Source organism: Methylobacterium sp. CCH5-D2 (assembly GCF_001556475.1).
In the GTDB taxonomy this organism is placed as follows: domain Bacteria; phylum Pseudomonadota; class Alphaproteobacteria; order Rhizobiales; family Beijerinckiaceae; genus Methylobacterium; species Methylobacterium hispanicum.
On sequence record NZ_LSIX01000879.1, the window covers coordinates 1 to 11,186 of the forward strand.

An 11,186-nucleotide genomic window follows, 5' to 3' on the forward strand; every position below is an offset into this window, starting at 1 on the left:
CCTCGTGCCCCTGCCCCAGCAGCCGCTCGCACAGGTGCGAGCCGATGAAGCCGGCCCCGCCCGTCACCAAGATCCGCTTCATGCCGGATATCCCTCGTCCCACTGTCGGGTTCACCGCTCCGGAAGCGCGTCGCGCCCCGTCCGGATGTACCGGGACAATGGAGCGGGGCGCTGCACCGCGACAACGGAGCATCCGGCGGAGCCGGGAGCGATGCGAACAGCTTCGGCGGTAATACTGACGAACGGCCTGTTCATGACCGAAATCACGGAACGGTATCCGTACTTCGACGCAGCTCGACTGTATCGGCGCCGGAGGTAATCCGATCGCGTCCGCCCCCTCATCCGAAGGGCGCGGGCACCGCGAGAGGCGTGCCGACTAGGATCCGCCTCGGTCCGGACCTGCCGGGCCCGGCCCGCTCATGGGCCGACGCCCCGGGCCAGGAGAGATGAGGCGCATGACCGGCACGCCCACCCGACCCCCGATCCAGTCGAGGCTCCGCCTGCGGACCCTGCTCGGGCCAGCGCTGCCGCCCCTGCTGGCATTCGGGCTGACGGTCGCCGCAGCCGCGCAGGACGCGAGCTACCGGCTCGGCCCGGGGGACCGGGTCAACGTCTCGGTGTTCGGCCAGGCGGAGCTGACCGGCGAGTACACCGTCGGCGGCGGCGGCCACCTGTTCCTGCCGCTGGTCGGCGAGGTCGCGGTCGGGGGCATGACGCTGCCGGACGCGCAGGCGCGGGTGGTCGAGCGGCTCGCCGACGGCTTCCTGCAGCAGCCCGTCGTCTCCCTGCGCGTCACCGAGATGCGGCCCTTCTACGTGCTCGGCGACGTGCGCTCGCCCGGCAGCTTCCCCTTCCGGTACGGCGCCTCGGTGCTGAGCGGCATCGCCCTCGCGGGCGGCTTCGCCGAGCCGCAGCAGGTGCAGCTCGGCCAGCGCACGGATTTCCTCGCCGCGGACGAGCGGGTGCGGGTGCTGGAGGCCAACCGCAGGCTGCTCACCGTGCGCCGCGCCCGCCTGGAGGCGCAGCGCCGGGACAAGGACGCCTTCGAGCCGCCCCCCGGGATGGACGGCGACCCCCGGCTGACCGCCGCGCTCGTCGAGGAACGCGAGATCCTGAAGGGCCAGCGCGGCGCGCTGGACCAGTCGCTCGACCTGCTGCGGGCGCAGAAGCCGCGGCTCGAGAGCGAGATCACGGGCGTCCAGGCCCAGCGCGCCTCCGAGGAGACGCAGCTGCGCCTGATCCAGGCGCACATGGAGGATTACGAGAAGCTGATGGCGAGCGGGCTGGCCCGGCGCTACCAGGGCATCGAGTTCGCCCGCGAGGAAGCCCGCAACAAGGCCGCGATCGCGCGCCTCAACGCGGACCTCGCCCGGCTCGATCTCGCCATCGGCGACCTCGCGCTGCGCATCCAGGACACGGTCGAGGCCTATCGCCGCCGGGTGATGGCCGACCTGCAGGACGTGACCGGGCGGCTCAACGAGATCGAGACGCAACTCCCGAGCGCCCGCGAGATCCGCGAGGCCCGGCTCCAGGCCGGCGGCGCGCTCGGAACGCTGGCGCAGCAGGGCAGCCTCGCCCGCAAGGTCTTCATCACCCGCCTCCGGGACGGCAACCCCGAGACCTTCGAGGCCGACGAGCGGGCGGCCCTGATGCCGGGCGACATCGTCGAGGTCCGGCGCGAGCCGCCGGCGCGGGCGGCCCAGGCGGCCCTGGAGCCCGCCGGGCAGGTCGCGGGGCAGATCGCCGCGGCCGGGACGCGCTGAGGCGCGCCGCGGCTCCGGCTCCGGCTCCGGCACGGGATCCAACTGAAACTCGAACACCAGCGATCATCGGAGAGGCATCATGACCGAGATCAGGCCGCTCATCCTCTGCGGCGGCAACGGCACCCGGCTCTGGCCGGTCTCGCGCGCCGCGCTGCCGAAGCAGTTCGCCATCCTGATCGGCGAGCGCTCGACCTTCCAGCAGAGCGTGCTGCGGGTGGCGCGGCCGGGCTTCTCCTTACGCCCGCTCGTCGTCACCAACGCGCTGCACCGCTACCTCGTGGAGGAGCAGCTCGCCGAGATCGGCATCGAGGCCGACATCCTGATCGAGCCGCAGGGGCGCGATTCCGGGCCGGCGATCCTGGCCGGCGCCCACGAGATCGCCCGCGAGGATCCGGACACGCCCGTGCTCGTCCTGGCCTCCGACCAGGCGATCCAGGGCGAGGCCCTGTTCCATGAGGCCGTGCGGGACGGGCTCGGCGCCGTGGCGAACGGTCATCTCGTCACCTTCGGGGTGGTGCCGACGCATCCCTCCACCGCCTACGGCTACATCCAGGCCGGGCCCGAGATCGCGGCGGGCGCCCGCGCCGTGCTGCGCTTCGCCGAGAAGCCCGAAGCCGCGCTCGCCGCCCGCTACATCCGCGAGGGCTACCTCTGGAACGCCGGCAACTTCCTGTTCCGCGCCGGAGCCCTGATCGGCGAGTACGAGCGGCACGATCCGGCGACCTGCGCGGCCGTCGCCGCCGCGGTGGCGGGGGCGCGGCGCGAGATCGGCGCTGCGACGCTCGAGCCCGAGGCCTTCGGGCGCGCCCGCGCGCAATCGATCGACTACGCGGTCTTCGAGCACACGCGGCTCGCGGCCCTGGTTCCGCTGGCCTGCGGCTGGTCCGACGTCGGCAGCTGGGACGCCCTCTGGGCGCTCGGCGAGAGCGATTCCGACGGCAACGTCGCGCGGGGGCCGACCGAGTTGCGCGACGCCCGCGGCTGCTACGTGGCGAGCGACGGGCCGCTGACCTCGGTGCTCGGGCTGCAGGACGTGGTCGTGGTGTCGAGCGGCGACGCGATCCTGGTGGCCGACCGCCGCCGCACAGGCGAGGTCAAGGAGATCGTCGCCGCCCTGCGCGGCCGGGGGCGACCGGAGGCCGAGCACCATCCGCGGGTCAACCGGCCCTGGGGCTGGTACGAGGTGATCGAGGCGGGATCGAGCTTCCAGGTCAAGCGCATCTGCGTGCGGCCGAGCGGGCGCCTCTCGCTCCAGAAGCACCGCCACCGGGCCGAGCACTGGGTGGTGGTCGCGGGCCATGCCCGCGTCACCGTGGGCGACGAGGTGCGCGAACTCGGGCCGAACCAGCACGCCCATATCCCCCTCGGAGCGGTCCACCGCCTGGAGAATTTCGGCAACACCCCCGTCGAGATCATCGAGGTGCAGCACGGCAGCTACCTCGGCGAGGACGACATCGTGCGCATCGAGGACGTCTACGCGCGGGTGTGAGGGGCGAGCGAGGACCACCTCGGCCAGGACCCGCGCGACCGCGTCGAGGTTCGGATCACCCCACTCCCCGAACGCGGGGAGTGGGGCCCGCCGGCCTCACCGAACGACCGAGCAACAGCCCCAACACGAGGAAACGCCCGATGATCCGCGTCCTCTCGGCGATCGTGGTGCCGCCCCACATGTCCGTCAGCGGCGGGGCGAGGGCGGGGGAGATGCTGAGCGCGGCGCTTCAGGCGCATTGCCGCGTCGACGTTGCCAGCATGATGGGAACCCCGGAGGAGCCCGGGCCCTGCGGGCGCGTGCCCGTCCGCACGGGTCTGCCGCCGGGCCTGCCCTGGTCGCGCCTGCCGAACCGCTACCGCTCCCTGTTCTACCGCTCGGACATCCCCGGGCGGGTCGCGGGCTACGACCTCCTGCACCTGCACAACCCGATGCCGGCCCTGGAGATGGCCCGGATCGCCCGCGCCGCCCGGGCGGCGGGCGTGCCCTACGTGATCTCGACCCACGGCTTCAACGAGGTCGCCAACGGCGGCGCCATCTACGGGTTCGGGCCGGTCCGCCGGGCGGCGTGGCGCAGCCTCGTCCACGCGCCGGTGGCCGAGGCCGTGCGCGGCGCCGCCGGGATCCTCGCCCTGTCGCCGGCCGATTTCGACATCGTGCGGGCCATGGGCTTCCGCGAGGGGCTGCTGGAGGTGGTGCCGAACGGCGTCGCCGTCCCGGCGCCCGCCGACCCCGCCGAGGACGCCGCGCTCCTCGCCCGCTTCGCGCTGCCCGAGCCCGACCCGGACGGCCCCCCGACCCTGATGTTCCTGGCAAACCACACGCCCAACAAGGGCCTGCCGGTCCTCCTCAGGAGCCTGCGGATCTTGCGGCGCCCCGTCCATCTCGTCGTCGGGGGCGAGCGGAGAGCCGAGATCGACTATGCGGGCCTCACCGGGGCGCTGCCGCCCGATCAGCGGGTGGTGGTGACCGGCCGGCTCTCGGATGCGGAGGTCGGGGCGCTGATGCGCAGGGCGGACCTCTTCGTCTTCCCGACCCTCGCCGACACCCTGCCTCTCGTGGTGTTCGAGGCGATGGCGCAGGGCGTGCCGGTGCTCGCCTCCGCGGTCGGCGGGATCCCCTACCAGATCGACCCGGGCTGCGGGCAGCTCGTGCCGCCGAACGACGCCGCCGCGCTCGCCGCGGCGATCGAGCGCCTCGTGCAGGACCGCGCGCGGCTGCGCCGGATGGGCCTCCAGGCCCGCGCGCGCGTGGCGGACGGCTTCACCTGGGCGGCGGCCGCCGCCAAGGCCCACGCGGCCTACCGGCAGGTTCTCGCGGCGTCCGACCCCGCCCGCCCGCGGCCGGCCGAACGCCGCGAGGTCCGTCCCTCCGCAGCACCCGCGCCATCGCTCGGGCGATCACGGCGCTCCGCGACCGGACGCTGACCGATCCGTGCGAGCCAGGAACGACCAGGTTTCGCAGCGCTCCCTCAGGTCGTCCGCGAGGCGCGCCGCGAAGTGCCGGGGAGGACCAGATGCTCAAAAATCAAATACGAGACGGAAGATAGGGTATTAGTCCGTCCGTACGGATCTTACCAACTGCAAAGTTGTGCAAGATCATGAGATGCTTGCGCATTCGCCAGCCGAATGCTCGACCAGAGTGGATCTGGAGCGCGCGCCTGACCTGGAGGGCCGACGATGAACACGCCGACCTTGCCCGCTCAGACGCCGACCGTGCAGAATCGGCTGCTGCGGGCGCTTCCAGGCGAGGTGCTGAGCCTGATGCTCCCGCTCCTCGAGGAGGTGCCGCTCGCGGCCGGCGAACGGGTCGTCACCGCGGGCGAGCCGATCCCCCATGCCTGGTTCTTCGAGAGCGGTCTCGCCTCGGTGATGCTGCACACTGCCGAGCGCGGTTCCTACGAGACCCTCGTGGTCGGCCGCGACGGAATGGTCAGCACGGCGCTGGTGCTCGGCGTCGAGCACATGCCGGTCGATGTCGAGGTGCGCGTGCCCGGCACCGCCCTGCGGATCGGGGCCGGCGCGCTGCGGCAGATGATGGTGCAGAGCGGCGTGCTGCGCGAGGTGCTGATGCGCTACGTCCAGGTGGCGATGCTCTGGATGAGCCAGATGGCGCTCTCCAACCGCCGCCACCGCATCGAGGAGCGCCTCGCCCACTGGCTGCTTCTGGCCACCGACCGCATCGACGGCAGCGAGATCGTGATGACCCACGAGGCTCTGGCCCAGGTTCTGGGCACGCACCGGCCGGGCATCACGGTGGCGCTGCACGAGCTGGAACGCGCCCAGATGATCGCGACGCGGCGCGGCCAGATTACCGTGATCGACCGCGCGCGGCTGATCCGGGCGGCGGGCGAGAGCTACGGCCTCGCCGAGGCCGAGTACAAGCGCCTGATCGGTCCCTTCGCCTGAGGCATACCGCTCTTTCGGCTTAGTTCGCAAGCCGAATGGAAAGCACATCGGCGATCATGTCAGTAATTACCTGCCTTCATCACAGGTAAGGACTGCCCAAGATGATCCCCGTCCTCGTAACCGGAGCCGGTGGCTTTATCGGCCACCATCTCGTCAAGTATCTCGTCGGCCGGGGCTACTGGGTCCGCGGCGCCGACATCAAGCTTCCCGAGTACGAGCCCAGCGCGGCGCACGAGTTCCTGCAATGCGACCTGCGCCTGCACGACGCCTGCCAGCGGGCGGCGCAGGGGATGGAGCAGGTCTACCACCTCGCAGCCGACATGGGCGGCATCGGCTTCATCAGCGGCTCGCACGCCGAGATCACCCTCAACAACACGCTGATCAGCGCGCACATGGCCAAGGCCGCAGCCGACAACCGGGTCAAGCGCTTCCTGTTCTCGTCCTCGGCCTGCGTCTACCCGATGCACCTGCAGACCTCGCCGGACGTCACGCCGCTCTCCGAGGACGTCGCCTGGCCGGCCCAGCCCGAGGAGGGCTACGGGCTCGAGAAGATCTACATGGAGAAGCTGTGCCAGTACATGACCGAGGATTGGGGCCTCTCCACCCGGGTCGTGCGCTTCCACAACGTCTACGGCCCGCTCGGCACCTATGACGGCGGCCGCGAGAAGGCGCCGGCCGCGATCTGCCGCAAGGTCGCGCTCTGCCCGGACGGCGGCACGATCGAGGTCTGGGGCGACGGCCTCCAGACGCGCTCGTTCATGTACATCGACGATTGCGTCGAGGGCCTCTACCGGCTGATGCAGTCGGACTACACGGCGCCGCTCAACCTCGGCACCGACGAGATGATCAGCATCAACGATCTCGTCGACATCGCCGCTTCCGTCGCGGACAAGCGGATCGCCAAGCGCCACGACGTCTCGAAGCCGCAGGGCGTGCGGGGGCGCAACAGCGACAACGCGCTGATCCGGAAGGTGCTGGGCTGGGAGCCCGCCACGACGATCCGCGAGGGCCTCGCGCCGACCTACCGCTGGATCGAGGCCGAACTCGCCGCCGGCCGCGCCGGCCGCCTGCCCGACGCGGCCGAGTAGCGTCGCCTCCGGAAGCGGACCCGAACCCTCCCCCCGCCGGGGGGAGGGGCCTCATCCCAGCGACCGAGCAGCCCGATGACCGACCAGACCGGGGCACAGCCAGGCCTCGACATCCGCCACCTCGTCGTCGAGGAGGCCGAGCAGTCCCGGATGAACGGCGTGCACCTCGTGGCGAACCGGCTCGCCCGCGAGCAGATCCGCCTCGGACAGGCGGTCCGGGTCGTGGTGCTGCACCCGCCGGGCCGGACCGTCGAGCGGGGGGTATGGGACGCGCCCGTCGAGGCGCTGCCCCTCGAGGGCCACAGCCTGTTCGGCCACCTCGTCCAGCCGGCGCCGCGCCTCACCGCGGCGCTGGTCGCGGGCGCGGGACCCCGCACCCTGGTCCACCTCCACTGCGCGCGCCGGCCGCTGCTGCTGGCCATCGGTCGTGAGCTGGCGCGCCGGGGCATCCGCTACGTGGTCACCATCCACGGCCGCTACGCGCACGTCGCCGACGCGCAGATGCGCCGGGCCCACCGCTCGACCAGCCTTTACCTCGCGATGTTCGAGCGCCGGATCCTGGAGCGGGCGTGGTTCGTCCACGCGCTGACGGATCAGGAGGCCGGGGCGATCCGTCAGATCGCCCCCCGCGCGCGCATCGAGATCGTGGCGAATGCGGCCTATTCCAGCGCCTTCGACGCGGCCCCGCCGCCGCCCGGCCGGACCGGGCCCTCGCCCGCCTTCCCGCTCTTCGGGTTCTGCGGGCGCTACGCGGCGCACCACAAGGGGCTCGACCTGCTGATCGGCGGCCTCGCGACGCATCTGGCCGCGGGCGGGCGCGGGCGCCTCGCGCTCGCCGGCAACGGCGCGACGGGTGGGGAGGGCGCGGCGCTGCGCGCGCTCGCCCAGGGGGCCGGCATCGGCGGGTCGGTCGCGGTGGGCGGGCCTGTCTTCGGGCCTGAGAAGGAGCGGACACTGCGCGGCTGGGACTTCTTCGTCCAGTCGTCGCGCTTCGATGGGTTGCCGATCGGCGCGGTGGAGGCCGCGCTCTGCGGCCTGCCGCTGATCGTCTCGACCGCGACCGGCCTCGCCGACGCCGTCGAGCGCCACGGCGCCGGCTTCGTCGTGCGCGACCTGACGACGAATGCGGTCGCGGAAGCCCTCGGCCGAGCCGCCCGGCTCACCCCGGAGGCCTGGGCGCGGATGTCGCGCGCCGCCCACGCGATGGCGCTCGTCACGGGCGACTGGGCCCGCTCGGCGGAAGCGCTCCAGCATCTCTACGCGACCCAGGGGACCGACCTCAGGCTCGCGGGCTGATCCGGCCGGAGGGCACGCCATGCACGCAAGCGCCGTCGCCGTCCGCCCGGCCCCGCGGGATCCGAATGACCTCTACCTGCGCGGCCTCGCCTGCGCGCTCGTGGGCTACGCAGTCTTCGGCAAGGGCTTCGCGGTGCTGGGCGTGGCGCCGCTCTATGTCGGCGAGCTCGCGCTCGGCCTCGGCCTCCTCGCGCTGATGCGGTCGCGCTGCTGGTTCGCGGTGCTGGGCACGCCCGCGAGCCTGCTGCTCGCCGCCCTGATCGCCTGGGTGCTGATCCGGACCGTCCCGTTTCTCGGCATCTACGGGATCGACGCGGTCCGCGACAGCGTGATCGTCGTCTACGGCCTGTTCGCCTTCGTGGTGATCGCGCTCCTCATCGAGAACCCGCTCCGGCTCGGCTGGATCCTGCGCGTCTACGCGGGCTTCGCCTTCCTGTACGGGCTCATCGGCGGCTTCCTGTTCGTCGTCACGGTCACCATGGCCGACCAGCTCCGCATCCCGGGCACACAGATCCAGCTGCCCTATATCCGGGCCGGCGAGGCGGCGTTCCATCTCGGGGCCGCCGCGGTCTTCATGCTGGTCGGGCTGCGCCGCGTGGGGGCGCTCTGGTGCGTCGCCCTGTGCATCAACATGGCGGCCGTGACCGTGAGCCGGGCCGCGACGCTCGCTTGCCTCGTGCCGATTCTGCTCGGCGTTCTGCTCGGGCGCCAGCTCCGCCGCTTCGCCCCCGCCGCGCTGATCGGGGTCGCGATGCTGGCAGGGGCCGCGCTCGCGGACCTGCGCGTGATGATGCCCGGAGACCGCGAGGTCGGGGCCATGCAGATCGTCGAGGGCATCAGCAGCGTGTTCGGCGCGAGCGAGGCGGCGAATTTCGAGGGCACCAAGGAGTTCCGACTGCGCTGGTGGCGCACGATCCGGGAATATACCCTGCACGGCCCCTACTTCTGGAACGGCAAGGGCTTCGGCGTGAATCTCGCGATGGAGGACGGCTACCACACCTTCGTCACGCAGGAGGCGACCCTGCGCAGCCCGCACAACGGGCACATGACGATCCTGGCCCGCGCCGGGGTGCCGGGCTTCGCGCTCTGGGCCGGGCTGCTCGCCGCCTGGTTCGGCATGCTGGTGCACAGCCTGCTCCTGGCGCGCCGGGCCGGCCACGGGCGCTGGGCCGCCGTCTTCGTCTGGATCACCTGCTACGGCGCCGGCATCCTCGTGAACGCCTCCTTCGACGTGGCGTTGGAGGGGCCGATGTCGGGCGTCTGCTTCTGGTCGGTGATCGGCCTCGGGATCGGGGCCAGCATGATCTACCGGGCGGGCCTCGTGCGGGCGATCGGCGACCCGGGCTAGGGCGCGGGGTCGCCCCCGCGTCGGAGCGTGGCGCGGTCCCGCGCGCCGGGAGCCCCGGTCGTGGGGAGCGTCCCCCGGTCCGGGACCAGGTCCGGGACTCGATCCGGGGCCCGGTCCGGGATGGCCTCACGCGGCCGGCAGCGGTCGCGGCAGGTCTGCGGCGAGGAGGCGGCGCAGCAGGAGCTGCGAGAGCAGGAGCCGCACGAGGCTCGCCAGTACCAGCGCCCCGCAGGCGCCCTCGAGCCCGAACCGGAGCGCGAGCGGCAACGACGCCGCGAGGACCGCGACGGTACCTGCGGCGTTCACCACCAGGGCGTGGCGCGCGGCCTCCACGCCGTGGAAGTAGGAGCACACCATGTCGGTGGCGTAGGCGGCCACCGCGGCGATCGCGAGGAGGCGCACCGGCACGGCGAGCCCGAGATACGGCGAAGCCGCGCCGTAGACGAGGCGCAGCGCCGGTTCGGGCGCCGCGAACAGGACGGCGAAGAACAGCAGCGCCACCGGGACGCCGGAGAGCGCGAAGGGCCGCGCCGCCCGCCACGCCTCCGCCTTGCCGCGCGGATGGGCCCGCGCGGCGGTCTGCGGGATGATGTTGCACAGCCCGATCACCAGCGGGTTCATCAGGTTGACGAGGTTCTGGCTCGCCTGAAGCTGCGCCGTCAGGGCCGCGCCCGAGAGGGCGGCGAGCAGCCAGAACAGCACCTGCCCGCGCAGCGTGCCGAGCAGGTTGTTGGCGAGCGACCAGCCTCCCAGCCGCCAGAAATCGCCGAGGATCGCGGACAGGCGCGGCGCGGTCGCCTCCCCCCGCCCGAGCCCGGCGCGCCCGGCATGGAGCACGGCGCCGAGGCCGGCGGCGAGGGCCATCGCGCAGAGCGCGGTGCCCAGCGTCAGGTGCCCGCCCCACCCGAGCCCGAGCACCAGGGCGACCTGGCCGAGATAGCTCACCGCGTCGCCCGCGATCGCCGCGCCGAAGCGCAGCTCCGCGAAGAGGTAGCGCCGGAAGGCCTCCTGGATCTGCCAGAGCAGGAAGTAGGCGAGCGCGGGCAGGATCAGGTCGGCCCGGCCCGCCGCGAGGGCGGCGAGCGCAAGCGCGGCCCCGGCCGGCAGGAAGAGCAGGCCGAGGAGGTCGAGGCTCGCCCGCATCAGACCGGCGCCTGCCTCCGGCCCGGCCGCGCCGGCCCGGACCGAGAGCGGGTAGAACACCAGCGAGGAGGTGACCATGTGGAGGATCATCAGCCCGCCGAGGAGCAGGGCGAAGGTGCCGTACTCCGCGGGCGGTAGCGCGCGGGCCAGCACGATCGTCAGCCCGAAGGTGCCGACGCTGGCGATGGCCTGGTCGATCAGCGGCCAGGCGAGGCGGCCGGCTTGGTCGCCGACACGGCGGCGCAGGGCGCCCACGGCCTGGAGCGCCGCGGGCGGGCCGGAAATCCATGAGCGCCGCATCGTCTCGTCCTGGAACCTCGGTGTGCGTGGATCCCCGGCAGAGCGTTCGGCCGACACGCGGCGGCCCCGGGGGTTGACGGCGTGAGCGCGGGAGCGGGACGGGGCACGCCCACCCGCTCCCGGACCGGGCGCGACCCGCCGGCCGACCGGCCGTGTCAGCGCGCGTCCGCGACCGGCGTCCCGACGGGCGCGGCCGGCGGCGCCGCGGTGCCGCGCGCGCGCCGCGACGCCCGCACGAGGTCGGCATAGGCCCAGACCAGGTAGGGCGTCGTCGCGCGCATCCCGTCCGCGAAGTCGAAGCGCGGCGCGTAGCCGAGCATCCGCCGCGCCTTGCCGATCTCGGCGGTCGCC

Annotated in this window: 9 protein-coding genes and 1 pseudogene; 7 read left to right on the plus strand and 3 right to left on the minus strand. The window is 73.0% G+C overall.

Features of this window, described 5'->3' with window-relative positions; genetic code table 11:
* Positions 1-82: NAD-dependent epimerase/dehydratase family protein (locus tag AX737_RS33545; RefSeq protein WP_156453916.1), on the minus strand; the 82-nt coding region annotated here is incomplete at its 3' end.
* A 373-nt stretch (positions 83-455) separates the two neighbouring features.
* Here AX737_RS33545 and AX737_RS23430 point away from each other — a divergent pair.
* The 7 genes from AX737_RS23430 (at position 456) to AX737_RS23460 (ending at position 9,392) form a co-directional block, all read left to right on the plus strand.
* Positions 456-1,763, plus strand: a complete 1,308-nt coding sequence (locus AX737_RS23430; RefSeq protein ID WP_066925536.1) for a polysaccharide biosynthesis/export family protein — start codon at positions 456-458, stop codon at positions 1,761-1,763.
* 79 nt (positions 1,764-1,842) lie between these two features.
* A complete protein-coding gene (locus AX737_RS23435) occupies positions 1,843-3,252 on the plus strand; it encodes a mannose-1-phosphate guanylyltransferase/mannose-6-phosphate isomerase (RefSeq protein WP_066925539.1) in 1,410 nt (469 codons plus the stop codon).
* 140 nt (positions 3,253-3,392) lie between these two features.
* Positions 3,393-4,679, plus strand: a complete 1,287-nt coding sequence (locus AX737_RS23440) for a glycosyltransferase family 4 protein (protein ID WP_082773255.1) — start codon at positions 3,393-3,395, stop codon at positions 4,677-4,679.
* 252 nt (positions 4,680-4,931) lie between these two features.
* Positions 4,932-5,660 (plus strand): Crp/Fnr family transcriptional regulator, encoded by a 729-nt coding sequence (locus AX737_RS23445; protein ID WP_066925542.1) that lies wholly within the window; start codon positions 4,932-4,934, stop codon positions 5,658-5,660.
* A 101-nt stretch (positions 5,661-5,761) separates the two neighbouring features.
* On the plus strand, positions 5,762-6,748 hold the full coding sequence (locus tag AX737_RS23450; protein ID WP_066925545.1) for an NAD-dependent epimerase/dehydratase family protein: 987 nt from the start codon (positions 5,762-5,764) through the stop codon (positions 6,746-6,748).
* Positions 6,749-6,823: 75 nt separating this feature from the next.
* On the plus strand, positions 6,824-8,044 hold the full coding sequence (locus tag AX737_RS23455) for a glycosyltransferase (protein WP_066925549.1): 1,221 nt from the start codon (positions 6,824-6,826) through the stop codon (positions 8,042-8,044).
* Positions 8,045-8,063: 19 nt separating this feature from the next.
* Entirely contained in the window at positions 8,064-9,392 is a 1,329-nt protein-coding gene (locus tag AX737_RS23460) for an O-antigen ligase family protein (RefSeq protein WP_066925551.1), read from the plus strand.
* A 126-nt stretch (positions 9,393-9,518) separates the two neighbouring features.
* Here AX737_RS23460 and AX737_RS23465 read toward each other — a convergent pair whose 3' ends face one another.
* Positions 9,519-10,835: a polysaccharide biosynthesis C-terminal domain-containing protein gene (locus tag AX737_RS23465; RefSeq protein WP_066925554.1), complete on the minus strand. Its 1,317-nt coding sequence runs from the start codon at positions 10,833-10,835 to the stop codon at positions 9,519-9,521.
* A 155-nt stretch (positions 10,836-10,990) separates the two neighbouring features.
* Positions 10,991-11,186, minus strand: a pseudogene (locus AX737_RS34795) (hypothetical protein); the annotation flags it as partial.